Below are 24,095 nucleotides of genomic sequence, written 5' to 3' on the forward strand. Positions count from 1 at the left end.
CCTTACTATCAGATGACGCCGAACGTCCAGCCCTCTGTTGCAGCGATATGCGGCGTCAGGGGCGCGGGCGACCAAAGCGCCGGTTCCAGCGCCGCCCGCCGCATCCAGGCGGCCGTGACGATCGCATCCGCGCCATGGTCATCGGGCAGCGATTCGGCATAGGGCGCAGACTCCAGCGCCGCCAACGCCGCGTTGATCGCCTCCAGATCGCGCATCTTGCTCCGCCCCTTGGGCCGCCCCGCAGCGCGCGCGGCAATGCTGGTGTAGATTTCTACGATCAGCGAACCGGTGGTGGGCAGGGGATCGAATGGCCATATCGGCACATGCGGGCGCAGATGGTGCAGCAGCCGCATCCCTGCAAAACTGGCCTTGGCGACCTGCGCCGCGCCGATCGCGTCATAGACGGTGGACGGCTTGCCGCCGCCGCCCGCATTATAATGGGCTTCGCAGGCACGGTTATGCATATAGTCCGCCTTCGCCCCGTCCGCCTTGCCGAAATAGAAGTGGCGGCGATGGGCGACCTCCAACAGGCTGGCCGCGCCCAGATCGACGTCATCGCACACCGATTCGACATAGGCCCAGAAGGAGGGCGCATCCTGCGGCACCGGATCGCCCGGCAGATAGCCCCCGCGCGCGACATAGGGCGGGGCAAAGCTGAAATCGAAGCCAAACAGCGTCGGCGTTTGTGCGCAAGACTCGATCAGCCACTCCGCCACCGCCTGGCGCGACCAGACGCGCGCGGCGGGTTCGACCAGACGCGGTGCGTCGTCACCTGCATCGCAGACTGCCACCGCAATGCCCTTATGCCGCACCCCCTTCGCGCCCGACCAGTCGATCGCAACGAAGCGCTCGAAGCGTGGCGTCATCCCTCTTGCCGCTCGGCGCGCAACCGGTTCCAATGCGCGATCCGCTCGGCAATCCGCGCCTCGAAACCGCGATCGGTCGGCGCGTAGAAGGTCTGCGGGGTCATCTCCTCCGGCCAGTAATTCGCACCGGAAAAGCCCTCGGCCGTATCATGGTCATATTGGTAACCCTTGCCATAGCCGACCTGTTTCATCAGCTTGGTGGGCGCGTTGACGATGTTCATCGGCGGCATCAGCGATCCGGTATCGCGCGCCGATTTGAACGACGCCTTCATCGCCGCATAGGTCGCGTTCGATTTGGGCGCGGTCGCGCAATAGAGGCACGCCTGCACGATCGCCAATTCGCCTTCGGGACTGCCCAGAAATTCATAGGCGTCCTTGGCGGCCAGGCACTGGACCACGGCCTGCGGATCGGCGAGGCCAATATCTTCGGTCGCAAAGCGCACGAGGCGGCGCAGCACATAGAGCGGCTGTTCGCCCGCCGTTAGCATCCGCGCCATATAATAGAGCGCGGCCTGCGGGTCCGATCCGCGCAGCGACTTATGCAGGGCGGAGATCAGATTATAATGCCCCTCCCGATCCTTGTCATAGACCGCGACGCGGCGGTGGAGCAGGGCGGACAGCCCCGCCGGATCGAGCGGTTCGGGTAGGTCGATCGCATAGAGCGTCTCGACCTGGTTCAGCAGAAAACGCCCGTCGCCATCGGCGCTGGCGAGCAGCGCATCGCGCGCGGCAGAGGTGAGCGGCAGGGGCCGCTGCGTCAACGCCTCCGCCCGGTCGAGCAATTGTTCGAGCGCGGTTGCGTCCAGCCGCCGCAGGATCAACACCTGCGCGCGCGACAGCAGGGCCGCGTTCAACTCGAAGCTGGGATTCTCCGTCGTGGCACCGACCAACGTCACCGTGCCATCCTCGACAAAGGGCAGGAAGCTATCCTGCTGGGCGCGGTTGAACCGGTGGATCTCATCCACGAACAGCAACGTCTTGGCACCCTGCCGCGCATGGTCCTTCGCGGCGGCAAAGACTTTTTTGAGGTCCGCAACCCCTGAAAACACCGCCGAAATCGGCTCGAACCGCATCGCCACGGCATCGGCCAACAGCCGCGCGATCGTCGTCTTGCCGGTGCCGGGCGGTCCCCACAGGATGATCGACGACAGCCGCCCCGCCGTCACCATCCGCCCGATCGCGCCGTCTGCGGCGGTCAGATGCTCCTGCCCGACCACCTCCGCCAAAGTGCGCGGCCGCAACTGGTCGGCCAGGGGCGCATGATCGCGCGCAGCATCGTCGGAAGCGAACAGGTCAGCCATGAGGACTATATAGGGAGGGCAGGGCGCTCAGGGAACGGGGCTGGATCGCAGCACCATGCCCTGCGCCCGCTGGCGGATCACGCGCAGATAGGTGTCGACCAACGCCTGGTTGACCTGATCCCAGCCATTGCGCTCCGCCCGTGTGCGCGCCGCTTCGCCGGCACGCGCACGCGCCGCGCTATCGTCGCAATATTTTTGCAAGGCATCGGCGAAGTCGCCGATCGCGCCAGGGCGGATCAGCCGCCCGGTGACGCCATCCGTCACCAGGCTTTCGCTGCCGGTCGCCCGCGCGGCCACGGTGGGCAAGCCACAGGCCATCGCCTCCAGCGTCACATTGCCGAAGGTCTCCGTGACCGACGGGTTGAACAGCATGTCCATGCTCGCAACTGCCCGCCCCAGATCCGGCCCGCCCTGAAAGCCGGTGAAGACGGCGTTCGGCAACCGGTTCTGGAACCACTCGCGCGCCGGGCCTTCGCCCACGATCAGCACCTGATGCCGCACCTGTCGCGCTGCCAACTGGTCGATCGCGTCGGAAAAGACGTCCAGCCCCTTTTCCATCACCAGCCGCCCGATAAAGCCGATCACCGGTGCGTCATCGGCCATGCCCAGCGATCGCCGCCATTCCAGGCTGCGGCGGCCGGGGTTGAAAATGTCGCGATCGATGCCGCGCGTCCAGATGCCGACATCATAGCTCATCCGCTGTTCGCGCAGCAGCTGCGCCATCGAATCGGACGGCGCGACGATCGCATCGCAGCGGCGATAGAAACGCCGCAGCATCGATTCGATCAACGGCTCCAGAAAGGCGAGGCCATAATAGCGCGGATAGGTTTCGAACCGGGTATGGACCGACGCCACCGTCGGCAGGCCATGGTCGCGCGCCCAGCTGAGCGCCCGATGGTTGAGCGGGTCGGGGCTGGAAAGATGGATAAGATTGGGCTGGAAGGCCTTGAGATCGCGGCGAACCTGCACCGACATGCGATAGGGGACACGATATTCCTTGCGCCCCGGCACCGGGAAGGACGGCGTGCTGACCAGGTCACCCGCAGGCGCGAACGCCGGCGTGTCGGTGGTCGGCGCATAGACCCGCACCGCCGCACCCTGCCGCAGCAGATAGCTGACAAAGCGGTTGAGCGCCTGGTTCGCCCCATCGCGCACATAATTATAGTTGCCGCTGAACAGGGCAACGCGAAGGCCGGATGCATCCATCGCCGCCCCTTAGCCCAACAGAATGTAAAACCCAAGGGAACCGGTTAAGCCGTTGGGAATTTTGACCTTCGCTTGTCATGTAAACCGGCTGGCGCAGCATGCGCCCGACAGGAAGAGGATGCCCTGATGACCGAGACATTTCGCAAGGGAAAGCGGGTCAAGTGGAACTGGGGGCAGGGCGTCGGCCGGGGTCACATTACCGAGCGGTTCGACCGCCATGTCGAACGCACGATCGAAGGGTCGCTGATCGGTCGCAACGGATCGCCCAACGATCCCGCCTTCCTGATCCATTCCGACAATGGCGGCGAAGTCCTCAAGCTGCGTTCGGAAATCAGCCCGGCCTGACGCCACCTGCCGCCGATCGGCCCTCGCCAGCGGTCCGCAGCCATGGCAACATGGCGGCATGCATACGCCCTTCATGACAGTCGATGCCCTGCTCGTCGGCAAACCGGCCCCCTTTCGCGGCCCCGACTATAGCGCCATCGCCAAGACCCCCGTGACCGGCCCGGTGCGGATCGGCTGGGGCGGGCTGGAGGGCGATCAGGTCGCCGACCCCATCCATCATGGCGGCTGGGACAAAGCGATCCATCTCTACCCGCAGGACCATTATGCCTGGTGGCGCGACCGCAAGCCCGGCCACCCGCTGCTGGGCGCGCCCGGCGCCTTTGGCGAGAATATCGCCGCGCGCGGCATGACCGAAGAGACGATCTGCTTAGGGGATCGCTTCACCCTGGGCAGCGCGATCGTGGAGGTCAGCCATGGTCGCCAGCCCTGCTGGAAGCTCGACCATCGTTTCGGCGCGCGCGATGTCTTGGCCACCATCGTCAAGACCGGCCGATGCGGCCTCTATTTCCGCGTGATCCGCGAGGGCGAGGCGCAGGCAGGCGAGCGCATGGCCTTGCTCGACCGCCCCTTGCCGGACTGGCCCATCGCCAGGGTGTTTCACCTGCTGATCGGCGGCGGACACAAGGCAGACCGCGCGTCGGTGGCGCAACTGGCCGACATGCCGGTTCTGGCGGAAGCATGGCGAGAGCGCGCGCGACGGCTTTCGATTTAGGACCGATCTGCGCAATCCTCTAAACCCAGCGCTTTCCTCTGAAATTATAGTCTTTAAAGATCGGTCGCGTGGTCTTTCCACTCAAAACGTCGAATAAACTACCAAGATCCAAAGCCACTGCGCCATGGCGCTTGGCTACGTCGCAATAAATTTTGCCGAATAGCCCGGCGCCAACCAAAACGAGTTTGCCACTCAGATCTTTTGACAGGATTGAGCAAACTTCGTCGAATCTTCCTCCAAAATGAGATTCTTCGAAGCTTTCAGGTATGTACCGCTGTACCGGAACCGGGATAAAATCGATCAGGCGATTTCCTAGTTTTTCTTTAAAGATGCGGTGTAGCTCGTGCCGGCCGGTGATGACAATAATCTCACGGCCTAGCGCAAGGAGTGCATCGAACTCGTCAACTAGATCGAGATGAATCCAGGCGGACGTGATAGTAGTGTTACGTAATGCATCGCCTTCCAGGCTTTGTCTGAGATAATCACGTGCATATGTAAGGCCTAGCGCAGCATAGGCACTTTTTTTCTCGATGACCTCTGGGATGAGCTTCAATTCATTCATGCGAAAGCTTCGGACGCCGCGCCAATCGGCATTATCGATGGCCATGGCCACCCGTTTGCAGAACTGTTCAGCCACTTGTTCGCTAATTGGAAAATGATTTTGACCGTTAAACTCATGACAAAATGTCTCGAACAATGCCGGATGAGACCTCGGTTGCGTCATACTAAAGGCATTACCTTCGCCATTTCCAACTCTAATCAGAGAAAAAGCACGACGATTCTTTAAATGCTCCTCGACAGTTGAAAGGAGCGTCGGTATGGACCCGGATTTATGATAAATGAAGGCGGATGACCGTTCGATTGTCATCTGTTTTAGCGCAGGATTGCTGATATGAAGTCGCCTAAACTCATCAAGACAAAAAGCCATCGTATCTTGCATCGTATTGATCCACTCTCTGGGTCAAAGTGACATTGCTTAGGCAGGCAACTGCCATCTTCTATAAACATCGGCACAAAGATAGCCGATATCGAAGAAGCGATTTTCATGGGCGGAGATATGAAGCAACTTTTTACAAATGTCGTCATCCTCACCGGCGCGGGCATTTCCGCCGAGAGCGGCCTTGCCACTTTTCGCGGCCCCGATGGCCTCTGGGAAGGACATCGCGTCGAGGATGTCTGCACCCCCGAAGCGCTGGCGCGCAATCCCGCGTTGGTGCATCGCTTCTATGACGAGCGCCGCGCAAAGCTGGCAACCGTCTCCCCCAATCCGGCGCATAAAGCGCTGGCCGCGCTCGATGCCGCCTGGCCGGGCGAATTGCTGATCGTGACGCAGAATGTCGATGACCTGCACGAGCGCGCCGGGGCAAAGCGGCTGATCCACGTGCATGGCGAACTGCAATCGGCGCTCTGTGCCGCCTGCGGCAAGGCGGTGCCGTGGACGCAAGCCTTGCCGCCGGGGACGGTCTGCGCCGGATGCGGGCAGCCCCGCTTGCGCCCCGACATCGTCTTCTTCGGCGAAATGCCCTATCAGATGGATGCCATCGACGAAGCGGTGCGCCGCGCCGACCTGTTCGTGTCGATCGGCACATCGGGCGCGGTCTATCCCGCCGCCGGCTTCGTGCAGATGGCCCGCCATGTCGGTGCCCGCACATTGGAACTCAATCTCGATCCGTCGGCCGGCAGTATCTATTTCGAGGAAAGCCGCCTCGGCCCGGCCGGCCAACTCGTGCCGCAACTGGTGCGGGAGCTATTGGGTTAAGACCTGTCGCTCTCGCTCGCCTGCGTCGATTCTTCGTCGCGATAGAGTAGCATGACCGATCCATCCTCGCCCCGCACGGTGCGGACGAGCAATGTCCGTTCCAGCGCCGATAGAAAGGCGCGACTGTCATGCACGCGGAAACGGCCGCCGATTCGGAGCGGCGACACGCGGGTATCGCCGATCAGGATCGGCGCCTTGCGATAGCGGTTGAATTCGGCCGTCGCCTGCTCGATGGTTTCGCCATCCAGTTCCAGCATTTGATGGCGCCAGGCGATGCGCTGGCTGACCAGCCTGTCGCCCAACCGCGTCAGCACGATGGTCCGCGGCTGGATCACCGCGCCATTGCCAGCGGTCACCCGTTGCTGCGCCTTGTTGCCGCAATGGACCGTCACCGTGCCGTGCGTCACCGTCAATTCGGTCAGCGCCGGCCGCATCCGCACGTTGAAGGCGGTGCCGACGGCGCGGATCAGGGCGGATCGCACTTCCACGTCGAACGGGCGTTCGCTGTCGGGGGCCACATCGAAGGACGCCTCGCCCTTGACGATCCGCACCTTGCGGCCATGGCCGGTAAAGCGGACTTCCACTTCGCTGTCGCTGTTGAGGTGAACGATTGAGCCATCGTCGAGCGTGACGTCGCGAATTTCGCCAAGCGCCGCCTCATAGCGATCGACGCCGCTGAACGTGCGGACGGTGACGATGGCGGCGAAGATGAAGAACAGGATCGCGACGGCAGCGGCGATCATGATGTTGCGCGACAGGCGGCGCTGCTGCTCTTCGCTGACGATTTCCGGCATCGAAGGCAGGGTGACATCGGCGGCGGCGCTCTTGAGGCGCTCGGCCGCGTCCCATGCGGCTTCGGCACGGGCAAAGGCTACGGCATGGCGTGGGTCGCATTCGACCCAGTCGCAAATCTCAGCTTCTTCCTGGGGTGTCGGCTCACTATGAAGCTTAGCCAGCAGGCGCGCGGCTTCCGCTTCGATCGCGTCCCTGGGACCGCTGCTTGAAGTTGGCCCCGACGCCTGCACGCTCGAAATCCGTTTCCTCACGTTCCGCCCAGGCCCGCATAACTATTGCGATTGCTTTGGCTAGATGTTTTTCAACTGTAGAAACGGATAGCGACATGTCCTCCGCTATTTCCAGCATCGATTTTTCGTGGATGCGACGAAGAATGAAGACGCGACGACATTGCGGCGGCAGCGATTCGACAATGGTTTCGACCTGACGCAGCGCTTCGCGGGCGTGCAATTGCGCTTCGATATTATTGTCGCCGCCCAGCAATTCCAGATCGGCGATCGTTTCGAAACTGACCACCTTGTTGCGGCGGGCCGTGTCGATCACGAGGTTGCGGGCGATCGTGAACAGATAGGCGCGGCCCGTCGTCACATTTTCCCAATTATCGGTGGCATAGGCCCGCGCCATGACTTCCGCGCACATATCCTCCAGCTCATGGGCTGAGGGAAGGATGCGGCGAAGGCGACCGCGCAGCGCGGCCTCCTGCGGCAATATCACGGTCTTGAACCATTCTAATTTGGCGCGAACCTTATGCACGTCGACCCCCTTATTTTGTCAGCCGCGCCTCTCCCGATTTCTTTTTTCTTTCACAATTCAATCATGCTTGCAGGGGGCTGTCCAGCGGCGCGGCGACGAAATTTTTGCGATCGACCAAATTGTTCCATCTTTGGGTAAGAAAATTATCGATATGTGGTTTTGATCACACTGTTCGTTACTCAGTCCGGGGGAAACTCTGCCGGTGCGCGGTTGGGCTGGTCATAATCCGGGCCGACAGGCACGATTTCGTCCGGCTCGGTCATCGGCAATTCGACCGGAGTCGCGGGCGGGGGCATCTCATCGGGCGACTGCGGCTCGATGATGTCGGGTGGGGGCAGGCCGTCGGGATTGGGATCGGGCTGGGTAGCCATGATTGCGGCACTCCTTTATGGGGTTGGTCGGTAGGCTACGCACGGCCCGGCAACAGGGTTCCCGGCATCATGCCACTATCCCTTGCCTCTTTCCCCGCTTTTCTCTATGCCGCGCCGACCGGCGACCGATGCGGGCGTGGCGAAATTGGTAGACGCGCCAGATTTAGGTTCTGGTATCGCAAGATGTGGGGGTTCGAGTCCCTTCGCCCGCACCAGTGCGCCAGGCCCCGGCCCATCGCAGGCGCCACCGAAATTCAGCTGAAGAAAGCGTTTGAGAGAAGAGATGCAGACTGTCGAGACGTTGAACGAGGGCCTTAAGCGCGCCTACACCGTAACCATCACGTCGAAGGATATCGACGCGCGAGTGGAAAAGGAAGTCAAGACAATGGCGCCGCAGGTGCGGATGCCTGGCTTCCGTCCCGGCAAGGTGCCCGCCAACCTGGTCAAGAAGATGCATGGCGAGGCTTTGCAGCGCGACGCGCTCAACAACAGCATCCAGGAAAGCATCCAGAAGCTGATCGCCGACCAGAAGCTGCGCCCCGCGATGCAGCCTTCGGTCGAACTGGACGAGGGTTTCGAGTTCGGCAAGGACGCCGAGATCAAGGTCGCGCTGGAAGTGCTGCCTGAAATCGCCGCCCCCAGCGTCGATGGCCTCAAGCTTGAGCGCCTGACCGTTCCCGTGAGCGACGAACAGGTCGCGGAATCGGCCGGTCGTATCGCTACCCAGCAGGGTGCGCTTGAAGAACATGCCGACGATCATGTCGCGCAGGACGGCGACACGCTGGTCATCGATTTCGTCGGCAAGGTCGATGGCGAAGCCTTTGAAGGCGGTTCGGCCGAGGACATCCGCCTCAAGATCGGCGCGGGCCAGTTTATCCCCGGTTTCGAAGAACAGCTGACCGGCGTGAAGAAGGGCGAAGAAAAGACCATCGAGGTCACCTTCCCCGAAGATTATGGCGCGGAACATCTGGCCGGCAAGGCGGCGACCTTCGACGTCACCGTCAAGTCGATCCTGGACGGCGACAAGCCCAAGTTGGACGATGAATTCGCCAAGTCGCTGGGCCTGGAAGGCCTCACGCAACTGAACGACCTGCTCAAGGGGCAGATCGAGCAGGAGCATAACGGCCTGACCCGCACCCATATGAAGCGCAAGCTGCTCGACCAGCTCGCCGCCTCGCACGACTTTGACGTGCCGCCGAGCATGGTGGAAGCCGAGTTCGAGCAGATCTGGGCGCAGCTTCAGCATGAAGCGGGTCACGAAGAAGACCCGGCCGCCGCGCTCGCCGAGATGGAAGCCGAAAAGGAAGACTATCGCGCCATCGCCGTGCGTCGCGTCCGCCTTGGCCTCCTGCTCTCGGAAATCGGCCAGGCCAATGGCGTGACCGTGTCGGAACAGGAAATGAACCGCCTGATCATGCAGGCTGCCCAGCAATACGGCCCGCAGGATCGCGAGCGTTTCGTGCAATATGTCCGCCAGGACGCGATGGCCGCCGCTCAGCTGCGTGCCCCGCTCTATGAGGACAAGGTCGTCGACTATCTGTTCGACAAGGCCGAAGTCACCGAACGCACTGTGACCAAGGAAGAGCTGGAAGCGGCGATCGAAGCCGAAGACGGCGATCTCAAGCCGCACGTCCATGGCCCCGATTGCGGTCATGACCATGACGAAAAGCCCAAGGCCAAGAAGGCTGCGCCCAAGAAGAAGGCCGAGGCGGAAGACGCCCCGGTAGCCGAAGAAGCGCCCGCCGCGGAAGAAGCTGCGCCCAAGAAGGCTGCACCGAAAAAGGCTGCCGCCAAGAAGGACGGTGCCGAGGACGCGGTCGCAACCGAGGAGGCACCCGCCGCCGAGGCCGCGCCCAAGAAGAAGGCCCCTGCCAAGAAGGCCGCTGCCAAGGCCGAATAAGGCTTTCGTCAGACTGAAAGAGCGCCCGGCTTCCTCGTGAAGCACGGGCGCTTTTCATGTCTGGCCCGCTATGGCAGAGGAAATATTAACCCTGCCGGTCCATGTCTTGGCGCGCGGACGACCAGAGGATAGGCTGACGATGAAGGAATTTCCGCCCGTGGATATGGCTCTCGCCAGCGATACTGCCGCCGGATCGCCGCGCATCGCGGTCATCCTCCCCTGCTATAATGAGGCAGGCGCCATCGTGCAGACGGTGGCCGACTTCCGCCGCGCCCTGCCGCAGGCGGTGATCTACGTCTTCGACAACAACAGCAGCGACGGCAGCCGCGACCTAGCCGCCGAAGCGGGTGCGATCGTGCGGCGCGTATCGCAACAGGGCAAAGGCCATGTCGTCCGCCGCATGTTCGCCGACGTCGATGCCGACATCTACATCATGGCCGATGGCGACGCGACCTACGAAGCCGCCGCCGCCCCGGCGATGGTGGCCGCCATGCTCGCCGACAATCTCGACATGGTGGTCGGCTGCCGCAAAAGCGAAGCGGAGGAAGCCTATCGCCCCGGCCATCGCCTCGGCAACTGGGCGCTGACCGGCCTGCTCAAACAATTGTTCGGCCGCAGCTTCACCGACATCTTGTCAGGCTATCGCGTCTTTTCGCGCCGCTTCGTCAAAAGCTTCCCCGTGCTGTCCGCCGGGTTCGAGATCGAAACCGAGATCAGCGTCCACGCGCTCGAACTCGCCATGCCGGTGTCGGAAGTCATCACCGCTTATGGCGCGCGACCCGAAGGATCGGTCAGCAAGCTCAGCACCTATCGCGATGGCTTCCGCATCCTACGCACCATCATCACCCTCTATCGCATCGAACGGCCGGTGCTGTTCTTCGGCATCATCGCCGCCTTCTTGGCTCTGCTCGCGCTCGGCCTCGCTGGGCCCCTGATCGTCACCTATATGGAAACGGGCCTTGTACCCCGCTTCCCGACCGCGATCCTGGTGACCGGCCTCATGATCCTCGCCACGCTTTCGGCGATGTGCGGCCTGATCCTTGATACCGTCGTGCGCGGGCGTCGCGAAGTGCGTCGTCTGGCCTATCTCGCCCACCGCGCGCCGTCCGATTACGCCGCGCGCGACTAGCCCGATCCCGCTGCGCCTGTTCCCCCTTGAACCTGCCGCCTTTTGTGACGATGTAGGGGCGGGCAAAAGCAGCTGACTGAAAGAGCATAATGACCGATATCATGACCAACCCCATGGCCGCGCTGGTCCCCATCGTGATCGAACAGTCGAACCGTGGCGAGCGCAGCTTCGACATCTTCTCGCGCCTGCTGCGCGAACGGATCATCTTCGTGACCGGCCAGGTCGAAGATCATATGGCCTCGCTGATCGTAGCCCAGCTGCTGTTCCTCGAATCGGAAAATCCGAAGAAGGACATCTGGATGTACATCAACTCGCCCGGCGGCGTGGTGACGTCCGGCATGGCGATCCACGATACGATGAAATATATCCGGCCCAAGGTCGGCACGCTCTGCGTCGGCCAGGCCGCCTCGATGGGCAGCTTCCTGCTGGCCGCGGGCGAGCCGGGCATGCGTTTTGCCACCACCAACAGCCGGATCATGATTCACCAGCCGTCCGGCGGCGCACAGGGCATGGCGTCTGATATCGAGATCCAGGCCAAGGAAATCCTGCGCATCCGCCGCCGTCTGAACGACCTCTATGTCAAATATACCGGACGGTCGTTGGAAGAGGTCGAGAAGGCGATGGATCGCGACACCTTCCTCGAAGCGGACGAGGCCAAGGCTTTCGGCCTTGTCGATGAAGTGTTCGACCAGCGGCCTTCCCTGGCCGATCCGTCGGATAGTTGATGGCTGACTTTGCTGGGGCGCGCCACTTCTCCCCTTGTGGAAACGGCGCGCCACGGTCTAGGATGGCCTTTGGACCAGAATATCCCTCGCCGATGCGATCAGGTCGATCGTTGAACCGGCAGGGAAGAAAGAATGGCGAATGACTAAGCTTACCGGCTCCGATTCAAAAAGCACGCTTTACTGCTCCTTCTGCGGCAAGTCGCAGCATGAGGTGCGGAAGCTGATCGCGGGGCCGACCGTGTTCATCTGCGACGAATGCGTGGAACTGTGCAACGACATCATTCGCGAGGAGACCAAGGGCGGTCTCGTCGGCAAGAAGGATGGCGGCGTGCCGACCCCGCAGGAAATCTGCGATGTGCTGGACGATTATGTGATCGGCCAGAACCGAGCGAAGCGCGTCCTGTCGGTCGCGGTCCATAACCATTATAAGCGCCTCAACCATGGCTCGAAGCCGGGTGAGGTCGAACTCGCCAAGTCGAACATCCTGCTCGTCGGTCCCACTGGCTGCGGCAAGACCCTGCTCGCGCAGACGCTGGCCAAGACGTTCGACGTGCCCTTCACCATGGCCGACGCGACGACGCTGACCGAAGCGGGCTATGTCGGCGAGGATGTCGAAAATATCATCCTCAAGCTGCTCCAGGCGTCCGACTATAATGTCGAAAAGGCGCAGCGCGGCATCGTCTATATCGACGAAATCGACAAGATCAGCCGCAAGGCCGAAAACCCCTCGATCACTCGCGACGTGTCGGGGGAGGGCGTTCAGCAGGCGCTGCTCAAGCTGATGGAAGGCACAACCGCGTCGGTGCCGCCCCAGGGCGGGCGCAAGCATCCGCAGCAAGAGTTCTTGCAGGTCGATACGACCAACATCCTCTTCATCTGTGGCGGGGCCTTTGCGGGTCTGGAGAAGATCATCGGCGACCGTCTGGAAGCCAAGTCGATCGGCTTTGGCGCCTATGTCGCCGCGCCCGAAGAGCGCAAGACTGGCGAATTGCTGCGGTCGAGCGAGCCGGAAGATCTGCTCAAATTCGGCCTGATCCCCGAATTTGTCGGTCGTCTGCCCGTCATCGCGACGCTTGAAGATCTGGATGTCTCCGCGCTGGTGAAGATCCTGGTCGAGCCGAAGAACGCGCTGGTCAAGCAATATGGCAAGCTGTTCGACATGGAGAATGTCGACTTGAGCTTCACCGACGATGCGCTGACCGCGATCGCCAAGCGCGCCATCGAACGCAAGACCGGGGCGCGCGGGCTGCGCTCGATCCTCGAATCGATCCTGCTCGACACCATGTTCGATCTTCCTTCGATGCAGGGGGTCGGCGAAGTGGTGGTCGACAAGGACGTGGTCGCAGGCAAGAAAGAGCCGGTCCGCGTATTCAGCGAAAAGCAGAATCGGGCCGAAGACGCCGCCTGACACCATCCTGTTCAGAACTGATCCCAAAGGGGCCGACGCGCGATCGTCGGCCCCTTTTTTATGATCTGCGGGTGCAGCGCACAAAAATTCCTGCTGCGTTGCAAAATTGCACCACTGTCAAACTAAGTCCCCACCGCGCCATTAAGTCACTAAAATGCAATGATTTATGGCCAGAGGCGATGCGTCCCCAAGCGCAACGGCGCGGGGTGGTGGAGGAATGTGACAGTCTGGATGCTGCATTGTAACAAATTTGCAATCAGAGCATCACAGGGCCGTCGCCAGTAACCGCCAAATGCGGTCCCGGCTTGAGAGAACAGCACAGCACAGGCGCCCACGCGCCACCTTTGAAAAAGGGAAAAGGGTCAAATGAAACAGTTTCTAATGGGCAGCGCCGCGATCATCGCCGTCGCCATTCCGGGCGCCGCCTTCGCGCAGTCGACCGGTTCGCAGGATTTTGAAGACACGATCGTCGTCACCGGCGCGCGCGTCAATGCAGGTGTCGGCGGCGTCGTTCTGCCCGACACCACCAAAGCCAAGGGCGTCCTGACCCAGGAAATCATCGCTAAGCAGGGTTCGGGCAACAGCATCCTGAACGCGATCAACCTGATCCCAGGTGTCAGCTTCCAGAACAACGATCCTTATGGCTCGGCCGGTGGTACGCTGAACATTCGCGGCTTCGGTCCCGATCGCGTGTCGCTCACCTTTGACGGCATGCCGCTCAATGATACCGGCAACTATGCCATCTATTCCAACCAGCAGCTCGACCCCGAACTGATCAACGAAATCAACGTCAACCTCGGTTCGACCGATGTCGATAGCCCGACGGCAGCGGCTTCGGGCGGCACCGTCAACTATCGCTCGATCAACGGGTCGGACGATTTCAAGGTCACCATGGTCGGCGCGGCTGGCGACTATGACTTCTTCCGCCTGTTCGGCCTGGTTGAAACCGGTGTGTTCACGCCGTTTGGTACCAAGGCTTGGTTCTCGGCATCGACCACGCGCAACGACAATGTGTTCAACAATTTCGGTCAGATCGACAAGCAGCAGTATAACGCCAAGATTTATCAGCCGATTGGCAGCAACGGCGATTTCGTCTCGATCGCTGGCCATTGGAACGCCAACCGCAACAACTTCTTCGGTTCGCTTCCCCTGCGTGTCGATACCGACCAGGGCCGTGTCGCTGGACCGAATTCGGCCAACCGCTATCCCATCACCAAGGATGAGCGTTTCTACACCATCGCACCTTGCACCGTTCCGACGGGCGTAGCTGGCGTTGCCGATGCTGCGGGTAGCTGCGGCACCCTGTTCGACTATCGTTTCAACCCGTCCAACACCGGCAATATCCGCATCAACTCGCGTTTCACGCTGACGGACAAGCTGACCCTGACGGTCGATCCCAGCTATCAATATGTGAAGGCGAATGGCGGCGGCACCGCTGCTGCGCGTGAAGGTCTGTTCGATCTCGATCCGGGTTCGGCTTTCGTTGGTCAGGCCGGTTATTTCGGCGGTTCGCCCTATTTCGGTCGCGATCTGAACGGTGACGGCGATCTGCTCGACCAGGTCAATGTGTTGGCACCCAGCCAGACGACGACTGACCGTTACGCTGTCCTCAGCTCGCTGCGGTACGACATCGATGACAATAACCGCGTTCGCGTAGCCTACACCTTCGATCATGGCCGCCATCGTCAGACCGGCGAAGTCGGCTTGCTGGGCCGCACCGGCGAAACGCAGGACGTGTTCCCGTCCGATGACCCGCAGGCCGCAGTCAACGGATCGATCCTGCAAAAGCGTGATCGCCTTTCCTATGCGATCCTGCATCAGATTTCGGGCGAATATATCGGCAAGTTTTTCGACGAAATGCTGACGGTTCAGGCGGGCGTTCGCGCACCGTTCTTCAAGCGCAAGCTGCAGAACAACTGCTTCACCAGCAGCGCAGCCGGCTTTGTCGAATGTTTCGGTACGGACGGCGTCATTCCAGGCAATACGGCCGCTTTGCGTCCGACTTGGGCTGGACCGCAGGAACGCACCTATAAATATGACAAGGTGCTGCCGAACCTCGGCCTGAACTTCAAGATCACGCCAGAAGCCAGCGTGTTCTGGAACTATTCCAAGGGGCTGTCGGTGCCGGGCACCGACTCGCTCTACAACGCCTTCTTCTTCCCGCAGGATACGGCAAGCGCGAACCCTGAGCCCGAAACGACCGACAGCTTCGACCTTGGTGCCCGCTACTCGACCTCCAAGTTCCAGGCACAGGCAACCTTGTGGTACACCGCTTACAAGAACCGTTTGGCCTCGGCCTTCGACCCTGAACTCAACGTTTCAGTCTTCCGTAACCTGGGTGAGGTGGAAAAGTACGGGTTTGATGGCAGCATCGGCTACACGCCGATCGAGAACTTCACCCTCTATGTCTTCGGTTCCTATCTGAAGTCGAAGATCAAGGATGACATCGTGATCGGCGAAGTCACCACCGGCGGCGTGACGACGGAAGTCTTCGCCCCGACGGCTGGCAAGCGTGAAAGCGGCGCCCCCGTCTTCACCCTGGGCGGTCGCGCCGAGGTCAACTTCGAAGGCGTAACTCTGGGCGTGCAGGCCAAGCGCACCGGCAAGCGCTTTGTGTTCGACACGAACCTGCCGACCTACCGCAACACCGCGGCTGCTCTGACGCCTGTGGAAATCTACAGCGCCGCGGCCCCGGCCTACACGCTGGTCGATCTGGACGCTCGCGTCTCGCTCGCCCGCTTCGGTGCGAAGGATACCTGGTTCCAGCTGAACGTCAGCAACCTGTTCGACAAATTCTATGTCGGCGGTTTCGGCGGTGGTCTGAACCAGTCGGTCAACACGACCACGGGCGTTTATGGCAGCCCCGGCTTCGTGCAGATCGGTTCGCCGCGCGCGGTATCGGGTTCGCTGCACGTCAGCTTCTGATCCGACCAAAGCCAACGAAACAGAAAAGGGCGGGGAGCAATCCCCGCCCTTTTTCTATGCCCGTAATCGCGCTGTCCTACTTGGCCCCGCCCGCTTATAAACGGACATCACCCATCAGGCCGTACTTGCCGATAGGATCAGCCGCGCACAACTTTATGTCGAAACCTGCGGGAAATGTGCGAAGTTAAGGGGATGCGTTACCGCAAACAGCTATCCAGCTCGTCCCGCTGCACCGCGCCGATCCGCGCCGCGATCGTGTTGCCATAGCGGCGGGTGAACCCCGTGGGCGCAACGGCGGCCCGCTTCTTGGGGAGGGGGAGGATGGCGGCGATGCGGGCGGCTTCCGCGCGCGTCAACTGGCCCGCACCATGGTTGAAATAGCGGATCGCGCCCGCTTGCGCGCCATAGGTGCCGATACCGGTTTCGGCGACGTTGAGATAGACTTCCATGATCCGCGGCTTGCCCCAGATCGCTTCGATCAGCACCGTGAACCAAGCTTCCAGCCCCTTGCGCACGAAGCCACCGCCCTGCCAGAGAAACACATTCTTGGCGGTCTGCTGGCTGATCGTCGATCCGCCCCTGATGCGCCCGCCGCTGGCATTGTTTAACGCAGCCTTGGTGATGGCATCGACATCGAACCCATGATGGGTACAGAATTTGCCATCCTCCCCGGCGATCGCTGCGCGCGCCATGTCCGGGTCCATTTCATCGAGCTGCATCCAATCCTTGGTGATGCCATTGGGATCAAGCAGCATTGTGACGGTCACCGGCGGCGGCACGAACCGATAGACGACGACCATCAGCAGCGACAGGATGACAAAGCCGAGAATGATCTTGAAGGGAAGGACGATCCAGCGCGAGCGGCGACGGGGGGAGCGGAGGGGTTTTGCGGTCATGGCAGGAGCGTAACGCACTCGCGCCGCACCGCTCAACCCGCGCGCACAAAAAAGGCCCCGGCTTTACGCCGGAGCCTTCTAATGTCAGCAGCGCAATCCGTCAGGCGGCAGCGAAGCGCGCCATCTGGCCCAGCCGGTCGCCCGCAATCCGCATCATCGCCTTTTGCAGCTTCTCGAACGCCCGCACCTCGATCTGACGAACCCGCTCGCGGCTGACGCCATAGACCTGGCTCAGTTCTTCCAGCGTCTTGGGCTCTTCGGCCAGACGGCGCTCGGCCAGGATATGCTTCTCGCGATCGTTAAGGTCCGTCATCGCTTCTTCCAGCATCTCATGGCGCTGGGTCCGCTCCTGCTCGTCGGCGACACGCTCGTCCTGCAGCGGATCATGATCCTGCAACCAGTCCTGCCACTGACCCTCGCCATCCTCGCGCATCGGCACGTTGAGCGACGTGTCGCCGCCCATCGCCATGCGACGGTTCATCGACACTACATCCTGTTCGGATACGCCAAGGTCGGTCGCGATCTTGGTGACGTCTTCCGGCTTGAGATCGCCATCCTCGAACGCTTCGATATTATTCTTCATCCGGCGCAGGTTGAAAAACAGCTTCTTCTGCGACGCGGTGGTGCCCATCTTCACGAGCGACCAACTACGCAGGATGAATTCCTGGATCGAGGCGCGAATCCACCACATGGCGTAGGTCGCCAGACGGAAACCGCGCTCGGCCTCGAATTTCTTCACGCCCTGCATCAGGCCGATATTGCCTTCGGAAATCAGCTCGCTGACCGGCAGGCCATAGCCGCGATAGCCCATCGCGATCTTCGCCACGAGGCGCAGATGCGAAGTGACTAGCTGCGCCGCCGCTTCAGGATCCTGATGCTCCTCATAGCGTTTCGCCAGCATATATTCCTGCTCAGGGGTGAGCAGCGGAAATTTGCGAATCTCCGACAGATAGCGGTTGAGGCTGGCTTCACCGCCCAGCGCCGGAACCGCGGGGACATTGCTCTTGTTGGCCATGTCGCTTCACCTTTCCCTTTCATGCGCGGCTGGACCCAGAAGAGGCATCCAAATCGCCGTCGCAAACATGTCGAAACCTATACTCTAAGCTCGCTTAACAGTTCCTGCATGTCCATGGGCAATGCACTTTGGAACAGGAGCGGCGAGCCCGTCACCGGATGTATGAACCCCAGGGTTTTGGCGTGCAATGCCTGCCTTTTGAAACCCAGCGTTTCCAGTATTGATTTGAAACCTTTTCTATCCCTACTGTAAACCGGATCACCTATCAAGGGGTGTCCGATATGCGCCATATGCACGCGCACCTGATGCGTTCGGCCGGTTTCCAAGCGACATTCGACCATCGCCGCGCCTGTCAGCCGCTCCTCCATCCGATAATGGGTTACGGCATGTTTGCCGCGCCCTTCCCGATGAACCGCCATCTTCTTTCGATCAGCGTCGGATCGGCCGATCCAGGCATCGATCCTGGCAACGGGCGGGGCAGGGTGGCCATAGACGATCGCGGCATAGAGCCGGTCGATGCTGTGATCCTTGAACTGGACGGACAGTCCTTCATGCGCCCGGTCTGTCTTAGCAACGACCAACAGGCCCGATGTATCCTTGTCGATGCGATGAACGATGCCGGGACGGGCCACACCGCCGATGCCCGACAATTGTCCGGCGCAATGATGGAGCAAGGCGTTGACGAGCGTGCCATCGAGATTGCCCGCGGCGGGATGGACAACCAGCCCAGCGGGCTTGTCCACCACGATCAGGTCGGCATCTTCATGGACGATGGTGAGCGGGATATCCTGCGCCACCGCATCCAGCGCCACTGGGGCGGGGAGGGTGACGGCGAAACGCTGCCCGGCTGCGACCTTGGCCGAGGCGCTGAGTTTCACAGTCTGGTCCGTCGCGCGGACATGTCCCTCGCCGATCAGTGCCTTGATCCGTTCGCGCGAGAGGTCGGGCAAAAGGTCGGCGAGCGCACGGTCGAGCCGCTGGCCATGCTGGCCCGCGTCGATAATTGCTTCGATGATGGAAACCCCCGCGGCCATTGGCTAGGGATGTAGGCATGAGCGTGACTATTTCAAGCCTGTTACGGGACCGGATCGTTGCGGTGGCAGCGGCGGACGATGGGGAAATCTGTGGGCTTTTGCTGGGCCAGGCCGGGCGGATAGAGGCGATCGCCCCGGCGGCCAATGTCGCGGCCGATCCGGCGCGCCATTTCGAACTGGACCCGGCGGTGCTGATCGCCGCGCACCGGGCGGCGCGGTCGGGTGGGCCAAAAGTGATCGGCCATTATCACTCGCACCCGTCGGGCGTGGCTATACCCTCCGCCACGGACGCGGCCTGTGCGATGCCCGATGGAACGCTATGGCTGATCGTGGCTGGCGAGGCGGTGCGCCTGTGGCGCGCGCAGCCAGGGCAGGGTGGGGCGGTGGCGTTCGTGGAGGCGCTGCTCGACATAAGGTGAGGGAAAGGCGGCGAGCCGGGGTTGCATCGCGCGGCGGGGCAGCGCATTAGCCGTGAGAGCCTCTTTTCCTGACCACTATCCGGCGATCCAGACCCCGCATGACCAACCCGACCGACAGCATCGAATTTGCCAGCCTGCTCTGTTCGCGCCTGTGCCATGACCTGCTCAGTCCGGTCGGCGCGCTCAACAATGGCCTTGAGCTGATGGCGGACGAGACGGACCCGGAAATGCGCCAGCGCTGCCTGGAACTGCTGGGCGACAGCGCGCGGACGTCGGCCAACAAGCTTAAATTCTTCCGCCTGGCGTTCGGCTCTGCGGGCGGGTTCGGCGATGTGGTGCCGCCCCATGAAGCGCGGGTCGCGATCGAGGGCATGTTCGTCACCACCGGCCGCGTGAAGGTCGGCTGGATGGTCGATGAGCAGATGCTGGGCAAGCTGGCGGTCAAGGTGCTGCTCAACCTGGCGCTGATCGCGGGCGACGCACTGGTGCGTGGCGGGCAACTCGACATCGGCGCGGAAGTGCGGCCGGGCGTGACCGAGATCGTGGTGCGTGGCGAGGGGCCAAAGGTCGTACTCGACCCCGATCTGCGCGCGGCGCTGGCAGGCACCTTGCCGATCGAGGGACTGGCATCGCGGACCGCGGCGGCCTGGATGGTGCGCGCGCTGGTGACTGGCGCAGGCGGCGAGATCGCGCTGTCCCCACCGGGCGACCCCATGCTGCTCTTCGGCGCGTCGATACCGGGCTGAGCGGGCGGCGCGCGGCGACTGCCGCGCGAACTGACGAGGCCCGGCGTCCATACGCTATCATGCGCGGAGGCCAAGCAATCCGGTCGTACCCCGTATGCGTGGAGGCATCTAACTATCTGAAAAATGGTAGCGGAGGAGGGACTTGAACCCCCGACACGCGGATTATGATTCCGCTGCTCTAACCAGCTGAGCTACTCCGCCCCTTGGGGCCTCGCAAGGCAACATGGCCCTGCGGTGAGGCGGCGCTATACGCAGCGGCGGCGGGTCGGTCAACGGGGGTTTTTGCGATTATTTGCGCCGCACGCCCCAACCCGCTGGCAGCGCCACCGGATAGCCGGCCATCGCGCCCGAATCGATCGCGCCGATCGCCGCGCTCACCATCGGCCCAAGTTGCGTCATGTCGGGATTGTGACCCGCGCCCGGCACCGTCAGCATGGCGGCAGGCGCGCGCGCGGCCGCGAACAGCGCATCGGCCTGCGCCATATCGATCCGGTCGTCGGCGGTCCCCTGTATCATCACCAGCGGCGCGCCGATCTTCGTCACCGCGTCCAGATTATTCCATTTGTCGGGCAGCAGCAGGCCGACCCCGCCGGGCGCCGATTCTTCCAGCTTGTCGAACGTCGAAAGGGTAACGACCCCCGCCACCCTCATCGTCGCCGCGACATGCAGCGCCACCGCGCCGCCCAGCGAATGGCCGACCAGGAACAGCCGCGCATCCGGCCCGACCAGATCGCGCGCCGCCGCCACGAAGCTACGCCCGTCCGCCACCAACCCGGCCTGCGTCGGCGTGCCCGGATTGCCGCCAAAGCCGCGATAGGACACCACGACCACATGGTCGCCCTTGCCCGCCAGATGTTCGGCATAGCGCGCCCCGATCCCCTGATGCGATCCCCGGCCGTGGAAGAAAAGGATGACGTCACGGTCGGCCGGGTCGCCCGGCCAATAATAGCCGCTCAGCGCCAGTCCATCTTCGCTTCGCACGGGCAGGGCCACAGGGGCCGTCTTCGTCCATTGCGCCACCTGCACCGGCGCGGCATCGGCGCGATAAATCTGCTCGCGCACGGTGGAGGCGCAGGCGGTCAACGCCAGCATGGCGGCCAGCGGCCCGCCGATCATCCTATTCATGTCCTGCCTTCTGCCCGATCCCTGCTCTGGCGCAAGGAATAATGAAATCGCCCGATCCGTGTCATTTTTCTGTTGCAATCCCTTTTGCCCCACGTCCTAATGTTGCGACGCACAACCGGCCGTCCTGGCCGAGGGAGGAACGTCCACTTGCCCTTCCACGAAATGTTTGAGCCTGATGGTTCGATACGCGCCTGTTACGCCGAAGTGCAGAAATGGGTGGAACGAACGGGCATATCCGGGCTCAACCGTCGGCTGGATGAGGCAGAGGCGATCTTCCGCCGCATCGGCATCACCTTTGCCGTCTACGGCGAAGGCGGCGACCCGGAAAGGCTGATCCCCTTCGACCTGTTGCCGCGCATCTTCACCGCGCAGGAATGGCGCGTGCTGGACAAGGGCATCCGCCAGCGCGCCCGCGCGCTCAACGCCTTCCTGCATGATGTCTATCATCGCGGCGAAATCGTGAAGGCCGGCATCATGCCCGCCGACATCATTTACAAGAACAGCGCCTATCTCGCCGAAATGGCGGACTTTTCGCCGCCCGGCAAAGTCTATAGCCATATCGTGGGCATCGACATCGTCCGCACGGGGCCGGGCAGTTTCGAGGTGCTGGAGGATAATTGCCGCACCCCGTCGGGCGTGTCCTACATGCTCGAAAACCGGGAGATCATGACGCGCATGTTCCCCGAACTGTTCGCCGCCGGCATTGTCGCGCCGGTCGATGACTATCCCGCCGAACTGCTCAAAAGCCTCAAGGAAGTCGCGCCGCCCGCCTGCAAGGGCGATCCGGTCGTGGTCGTCCTCACCCCCGGCTCGCTCAACAGCGCTTATTATGAACATAGCTTCCTCGCCGACCTGATGGGCGTCGAGCTGGTCGAACCCGCCGACCTGTTCGTCGACAATGACCGGGTGTGGATGAAAACCACGCTGGGGCCAAAGGCGGTGGACGTGATCTACCGCCGCATCGACGATGAATATCTCGACCCGCTCGTCTTCCGGGCCGACAGCCTGCTCGGCGTTCCCGGCATCTTCAACGTCTATCGCAAGGGCGGGGTGACGCTTGCCTCCGCCCCCGGATCGGGCATCGCCGACGACAAGGCGGTCTATATCTACGTGCCGGAGATGATCCGCTTCTATCTCGGCGAAAAGCCGATCCTCGATAATATCCAGACTTGGCAATGCGGCAAGCCCGACGAATGCGCCTATGTGCTGGAACATCTGCACGAACTGGTGGCCAAGGAAGTGCATGGATCGGGCGGCTACGGCATGTTGATCGGTCCCAAATCGACCAAGGATGAGGTTGCCGCCTATGCCGACCGCATCCGCGCCAATCCCAAGGAATTCATCGCCCAGCCGACGCTCGACCTCTCGACCGTCCCGACGCTCGGCCCCGCCGCCGTCGTCGGCCGCCACGCCGACTTCCGCCCCTATTGCCTGGTCGGCAAGCAATTGCGCCTCGTCCCCGGCGGCCTGACCCGCGTGGCCCTGACCGAAGGGTCGCTGGTGGTCAATTCCAGCCAGGGCGGCGGGGTCAAGGACACCTGGGTGTTGCAGGATTGATGATGGCTATAAAACCTGCCTCACCACCGTTCGCCCTGAGCTTGTCGAAGCCTGTCCTGAGCGCCTGCCGCAGGCGGGCAGTCGAAGGGGGCCTTCCTTTTTTTGAAGTGAAGGGCGGGGCTTCGACAAGCTCAGCCCGAACGGATAATATTTGCCGGGAATTTCGCGCATGCTGAGCCGGACCGCCGAAAATCTCTTCTGGATGGCGCGCTACATGGAGCGGGCGGAGGCCACCGCGCGCCTCCTCACCATGGGCCAGCGCATGGCGATTCTGCCCGGCGCGCATCATCGCGACGAATGGCGATCGGTCGTCCGCGCGGCGGGCTGCGGCCACCAGTTTCCCGAAGGATCGACCGTCACCGAAAGCGATGCCGTCGCCTATCTGATGCTGGACCTCGACAATAGCAGCTCGATCCGCTCCTGCCTCGCCAAGGCGCGCGCCAACGCCAAGTCGGCCCGCACCATGTTGACGCAGGATATGTGGGAAGCGCTCAACGATGGCTGGCGCAAGCTCGACAGCTATGATGTCGGCGAGGCCCGCCAGCAGCTCCCGACGCTGATCGACTGGGTCAAGACTCGCGTCATGACCTTTCGCGGTGCCACTCATTCGGGGCAGCTACGCAATGAAGGCCACGACTTCCTGCGCTGCGGCTCGGCGCTCGAACGCGCGCAGATGACGCTGCGGCTGCTCGACGTTAAATATTATGTCCTGCTGCCCGAAACCGAAGTGATCGGCGGCAATCGCGACCATTATCAATGGACCTCGGTCCTCTACGCCCTGTCCGGCGCACGCGCCTATCATCATGTCTATGGCGGCACCTATACCCCCTGGCAGATTACCGATTTCCTGATGCTCAACCGCATGTTCCCGCGCAGCGTCGCCTTCTGCTACGATCAGCTTGCCTATCGGCTCAACCGCCTGTCGGGCTGGCATGACCGGCGCGGCCCGTGCAACGACACGATCGAACAGATGGTGAGCGCGCTGGAACAGCTCGACAGCGGCGAAATCTTCCGCTTCGGCCTGCATGAAACGGTGCAGCAGGGGCTGGCGATGACCAACCAGCTGGGCGTCGAAATCGCCCAGACCTATCATTTCGGCTGATCGGGG

23 protein-coding genes and 2 tRNA genes are annotated in these 24,095 nt (G+C 62.1%); 13 read left to right on the top strand and 12 right to left on the bottom strand.

Annotation, left to right across the window (positions count from 1 at the left end; translation table 11 throughout):
• Positions 1 to 8: 8 nt before the first annotated feature.
• From BSY17_RS17060 to BSY17_RS17070, 3 genes are read right to left on the bottom strand one after another with little or no spacing between them, the layout of a single operon-like run.
• On the bottom strand, positions 9 to 866 hold the full coding sequence (locus BSY17_RS17060; protein WP_069066347.1) for a hypothetical protein: 858 nt from the start codon (positions 864 to 866) through the stop codon (positions 9 to 11).
• On the bottom strand, positions 863 to 2,167 hold the full coding sequence (locus tag BSY17_RS17065; RefSeq protein WP_069066348.1) for a replication-associated recombination protein A: 1,305 nt from the start codon (positions 2,165 to 2,167) through the stop codon (positions 863 to 865). Before BSY17_RS17065 ends, BSY17_RS17060 begins: the two co-directional genes overlap by 4 nt.
• Positions 2,168 to 2,194: 27 nt before the next feature.
• Positions 2,195 to 3,373, bottom strand: a complete 1,179-nt coding sequence (locus tag BSY17_RS17070) for a glycosyltransferase family 4 protein (RefSeq protein ID WP_069066349.1) — start codon at positions 3,371 to 3,373, stop codon at positions 2,195 to 2,197.
• Between the two features lie 126 nt (positions 3,374 to 3,499).
• Between BSY17_RS17070 and BSY17_RS17075 the strand changes: the two genes are divergently transcribed.
• Together BSY17_RS17075 and BSY17_RS17080 are read left to right on the top strand one after the other, a co-directional pair.
• On the top strand, positions 3,500 to 3,718 hold the full coding sequence (locus tag BSY17_RS17075) for a DUF2945 domain-containing protein (protein WP_069066350.1): 219 nt from the start codon (positions 3,500 to 3,502) through the stop codon (positions 3,716 to 3,718).
• A 58-nt stretch (positions 3,719 to 3,776) separates the two neighbouring features.
• The gene (locus BSY17_RS17080; protein ID WP_069066351.1) at positions 3,777 to 4,430 is read left to right on the top strand and encodes an MOSC domain-containing protein; all 654 of its coding nucleotides are present in this window, start codon (positions 3,777 to 3,779) and stop codon (positions 4,428 to 4,430) included.
• Between the two features lie 19 nt (positions 4,431 to 4,449).
• Here BSY17_RS17080 and BSY17_RS21370 read toward each other — a convergent pair whose 3' ends face one another.
• Entirely contained in the window at positions 4,450 to 5,370 is a 921-nt protein-coding gene (locus tag BSY17_RS21370; RefSeq protein ID WP_150125808.1) for a GT-D fold domain-containing protein, read from the bottom strand.
• 117 nt (positions 5,371 to 5,487) lie between these two features.
• Between BSY17_RS21370 and BSY17_RS17090 the strand changes: the two genes are divergently transcribed.
• Positions 5,488 to 6,189 carry an NAD-dependent deacylase gene (locus BSY17_RS17090; protein WP_069066353.1) on the top strand — a complete coding sequence of 234 codons (702 nt, stop codon included), beginning with the start codon at positions 5,488 to 5,490 and terminating at the stop codon, positions 6,187 to 6,189.
• On the opposite strand, the gene BSY17_RS17095 is transcribed toward BSY17_RS17090, so the two are convergent.
• The 3 genes from BSY17_RS17095 to BSY17_RS17105 all read right to left on the bottom strand — a co-directional run bounded on the left by BSY17_RS17095 (position 6,186) and on the right by BSY17_RS17105 (position 8,108).
• Positions 6,186 to 7,214 carry a FecR family protein gene (locus BSY17_RS17095; RefSeq protein WP_069066354.1) on the bottom strand — a complete coding sequence of 343 codons (1,029 nt, stop codon included), beginning with the start codon at positions 7,212 to 7,214 and terminating at the stop codon, positions 6,186 to 6,188. The genes BSY17_RS17090 and BSY17_RS17095 overlap by 4 nt on opposite strands.
• Complete coding sequence (locus tag BSY17_RS17100) at positions 7,138 to 7,737, bottom strand: RNA polymerase sigma factor (RefSeq protein WP_037472959.1); 600 nt, start codon at positions 7,735 to 7,737, stop codon at positions 7,138 to 7,140. The genes BSY17_RS17095 and BSY17_RS17100 overlap by 77 nt, the downstream gene beginning before the upstream one ends.
• Positions 7,738 to 7,916: 179 nt before the next feature.
• On the bottom strand, positions 7,917 to 8,108 hold the full coding sequence (locus BSY17_RS17105) for a hypothetical protein (protein WP_069066355.1): 192 nt from the start codon (positions 8,106 to 8,108) through the stop codon (positions 7,917 to 7,919).
• A gap of 130 nt (positions 8,109 to 8,238) precedes the next feature.
• Here BSY17_RS17105 and BSY17_RS17110 point away from each other — a divergent pair.
• The 6 genes from BSY17_RS17110 (at position 8,239) to BSY17_RS17135 (ending at position 16,195) form a co-directional block, all read left to right on the top strand.
• A tRNA-Leu gene (locus BSY17_RS17110) sits at positions 8,239 to 8,323 on the top strand.
• Between the two features lie 68 nt (positions 8,324 to 8,391).
• On the top strand, positions 8,392 to 10,008 hold the full coding sequence (tig, locus tag BSY17_RS17115) for a trigger factor (RefSeq protein ID WP_069066356.1): 1,617 nt from the start codon (positions 8,392 to 8,394) through the stop codon (positions 10,006 to 10,008).
• Positions 10,009 to 10,147: 139 nt separating this feature from the next.
• Positions 10,148 to 11,137, top strand: coding sequence for a glycosyltransferase family 2 protein (locus BSY17_RS17120; protein WP_069066357.1), 990 nt, complete (start codon positions 10,148 to 10,150; stop codon positions 11,135 to 11,137).
• Between the two features lie 89 nt (positions 11,138 to 11,226).
• A complete protein-coding gene (locus BSY17_RS17125) occupies positions 11,227 to 11,862 on the top strand; it encodes an ATP-dependent Clp protease proteolytic subunit (RefSeq protein WP_037475003.1) in 636 nt (211 codons plus the stop codon).
• A 139-nt stretch (positions 11,863 to 12,001) separates the two neighbouring features.
• Complete coding sequence (gene clpX / locus BSY17_RS17130) at positions 12,002 to 13,270, top strand: ATP-dependent Clp protease ATP-binding subunit ClpX (RefSeq protein WP_069066358.1); 1,269 nt, start codon at positions 12,002 to 12,004, stop codon at positions 13,268 to 13,270.
• A gap of 366 nt (positions 13,271 to 13,636) precedes the next feature.
• Positions 13,637 to 16,195 (top strand): TonB-dependent receptor, encoded by a 2,559-nt coding sequence (locus tag BSY17_RS17135; protein ID WP_037474999.1) that lies wholly within the window; start codon positions 13,637 to 13,639, stop codon positions 16,193 to 16,195.
• 197 nt (positions 16,196 to 16,392) lie between these two features.
• Here BSY17_RS17135 and mtgA read toward each other — a convergent pair whose 3' ends face one another.
• The 3 genes from mtgA to BSY17_RS17150 all read right to left on the bottom strand — a co-directional run bounded on the left by mtgA (position 16,393) and on the right by BSY17_RS17150 (position 19,140).
• The gene (mtgA, locus tag BSY17_RS17140; protein WP_069066359.1) at positions 16,393 to 17,091 is read right to left on the bottom strand and encodes a monofunctional biosynthetic peptidoglycan transglycosylase; all 699 of its coding nucleotides are present in this window, start codon (positions 17,089 to 17,091) and stop codon (positions 16,393 to 16,395) included.
• Positions 17,092 to 17,191: 100 nt separating this feature from the next.
• The gene (gene rpoH, locus BSY17_RS17145) at positions 17,192 to 18,106 is read right to left on the bottom strand and encodes an RNA polymerase sigma factor RpoH (protein WP_037474994.1); all 915 of its coding nucleotides are present in this window, start codon (positions 18,104 to 18,106) and stop codon (positions 17,192 to 17,194) included.
• A 77-nt stretch (positions 18,107 to 18,183) separates the two neighbouring features.
• Positions 18,184 to 19,140, bottom strand: coding sequence for an RluA family pseudouridine synthase (locus tag BSY17_RS17150; protein WP_069066360.1), 957 nt, complete (start codon positions 19,138 to 19,140; stop codon positions 18,184 to 18,186).
• 17 nt (positions 19,141 to 19,157) lie between these two features.
• Here BSY17_RS17150 and BSY17_RS17155 point away from each other — a divergent pair, with 17 nt between their 5' ends.
• Entirely contained in the window at positions 19,158 to 19,559 is a 402-nt protein-coding gene (locus BSY17_RS17155) for a M67 family metallopeptidase (protein ID WP_037476534.1), read from the top strand.
• 98 nt (positions 19,560 to 19,657) lie between these two features.
• Complete coding sequence (locus BSY17_RS17160) at positions 19,658 to 20,305, top strand: histidine phosphotransferase family protein (protein WP_037476535.1); 648 nt, start codon at positions 19,658 to 19,660, stop codon at positions 20,303 to 20,305.
• Positions 20,306 to 20,429: 124 nt separating this feature from the next.
• Here the strand turns inward: BSY17_RS17160 and BSY17_RS17165 are convergent.
• Both BSY17_RS17165 and BSY17_RS17170 read right to left on the bottom strand, forming a co-directional pair.
• Positions 20,430 to 20,506 (bottom strand) — tRNA-Met (locus BSY17_RS17165).
• 87 nt (positions 20,507 to 20,593) lie between these two features.
• Positions 20,594 to 21,430, bottom strand: a complete 837-nt coding sequence (locus BSY17_RS17170; RefSeq protein WP_069066361.1) for an alpha/beta hydrolase — start codon at positions 21,428 to 21,430, stop codon at positions 20,594 to 20,596.
• A gap of 147 nt (positions 21,431 to 21,577) precedes the next feature.
• Here BSY17_RS17170 and BSY17_RS17175 point away from each other — a divergent pair, with 147 nt between their 5' ends.
• Together BSY17_RS17175 and BSY17_RS17180 are read left to right on the top strand one after the other, a co-directional pair.
• The gene (locus BSY17_RS17175) at positions 21,578 to 22,987 is read left to right on the top strand and encodes a circularly permuted type 2 ATP-grasp protein (RefSeq protein WP_037476536.1); all 1,410 of its coding nucleotides are present in this window, start codon (positions 21,578 to 21,580) and stop codon (positions 22,985 to 22,987) included.
• A gap of 169 nt (positions 22,988 to 23,156) precedes the next feature.
• Positions 23,157 to 24,089, top strand: coding sequence for an alpha-E domain-containing protein (locus BSY17_RS17180; RefSeq protein WP_069066362.1), 933 nt, complete (start codon positions 23,157 to 23,159; stop codon positions 24,087 to 24,089).
• Positions 24,090 to 24,095 lie beyond the last annotated feature (6 nt).

Source organism: Sphingobium sp. RAC03, assembly GCF_001713415.1.
Lineage (GTDB): Bacteria > Pseudomonadota > Alphaproteobacteria > Sphingomonadales > Sphingomonadaceae > Sphingobium.

What these genes read in the sequence shown, in the direction of transcription:
- BSY17_RS17125 (WP_037475003.1), top strand. Translation starts at nt 11,227, where the DNA reads ATGACCGATATCATGACCAACCCCATGGCCGCGCTGGTCCCCATCGTG.
- rpoH (WP_037474994.1), bottom strand. Translation starts at nt 18,106, where the DNA reads ATGGCCAACAAGAGCAATGTCCCCGCGGTTCCGGCGCTGGGCGGTGAA.
- clpX (WP_069066358.1), top strand. Translation starts at nt 12,002, where the DNA reads ATGACTAAGCTTACCGGCTCCGATTCAAAAAGCACGCTTTACTGCTCC.
- BSY17_RS17080 (WP_069066351.1), top strand. Translation starts at nt 3,777, where the DNA reads ATGCATACGCCCTTCATGACAGTCGATGCCCTGCTCGTCGGCAAACCG.
- BSY17_RS17060 (WP_069066347.1), bottom strand. Translation starts at nt 866, where the DNA reads ATGACGCCACGCTTCGAGCGCTTCGTTGCGATCGACTGGTCGGGCGCG.
- BSY17_RS17170 (WP_069066361.1), bottom strand. Translation starts at nt 21,430, where the DNA reads ATGAATAGGATGATCGGCGGGCCGCTGGCCGCCATGCTGGCGTTGACC.
- BSY17_RS17135 (WP_037474999.1), top strand. Translation starts at nt 13,637, where the DNA reads ATGAAACAGTTTCTAATGGGCAGCGCCGCGATCATCGCCGTCGCCATT.
- mtgA (WP_069066359.1), bottom strand. Translation starts at nt 17,091, where the DNA reads ATGACCGCAAAACCCCTCCGCTCCCCCCGTCGCCGCTCGCGCTGGATC.
- BSY17_RS17105 (WP_069066355.1), bottom strand. Translation starts at nt 8,108, where the DNA reads ATGGCTACCCAGCCCGATCCCAATCCCGACGGCCTGCCCCCACCCGAC.
- BSY17_RS17065 (WP_069066348.1), bottom strand. Translation starts at nt 2,167, where the DNA reads ATGGCTGACCTGTTCGCTTCCGACGATGCTGCGCGCGATCATGCGCCC.
- BSY17_RS17180 (WP_069066362.1), top strand. Translation starts at nt 23,157, where the DNA reads ATGCTGAGCCGGACCGCCGAAAATCTCTTCTGGATGGCGCGCTACATG.
- BSY17_RS17120 (WP_069066357.1), top strand. Translation starts at nt 10,148, where the DNA reads ATGAAGGAATTTCCGCCCGTGGATATGGCTCTCGCCAGCGATACTGCC.
- BSY17_RS17090 (WP_069066353.1), top strand. Translation starts at nt 5,488, where the DNA reads ATGAAGCAACTTTTTACAAATGTCGTCATCCTCACCGGCGCGGGCATT.
- BSY17_RS17155 (WP_037476534.1), top strand. Translation starts at nt 19,158, where the DNA reads ATGAGCGTGACTATTTCAAGCCTGTTACGGGACCGGATCGTTGCGGTG.
- BSY17_RS17070 (WP_069066349.1), bottom strand. Translation starts at nt 3,373, where the DNA reads ATGGATGCATCCGGCCTTCGCGTTGCCCTGTTCAGCGGCAACTATAAT.
- BSY17_RS17160 (WP_037476535.1), top strand. Translation starts at nt 19,658, where the DNA reads ATGACCAACCCGACCGACAGCATCGAATTTGCCAGCCTGCTCTGTTCG.
- BSY17_RS21370 (WP_150125808.1), bottom strand. Translation starts at nt 5,370, where the DNA reads ATGCAAGATACGATGGCTTTTTGTCTTGATGAGTTTAGGCGACTTCAT.
- BSY17_RS17150 (WP_069066360.1), bottom strand. Translation starts at nt 19,140, where the DNA reads ATGGCCGCGGGGGTTTCCATCATCGAAGCAATTATCGACGCGGGCCAG.
- tig (WP_069066356.1), top strand. Translation starts at nt 8,392, where the DNA reads ATGCAGACTGTCGAGACGTTGAACGAGGGCCTTAAGCGCGCCTACACC.
- BSY17_RS17075 (WP_069066350.1), top strand. Translation starts at nt 3,500, where the DNA reads ATGACCGAGACATTTCGCAAGGGAAAGCGGGTCAAGTGGAACTGGGGG.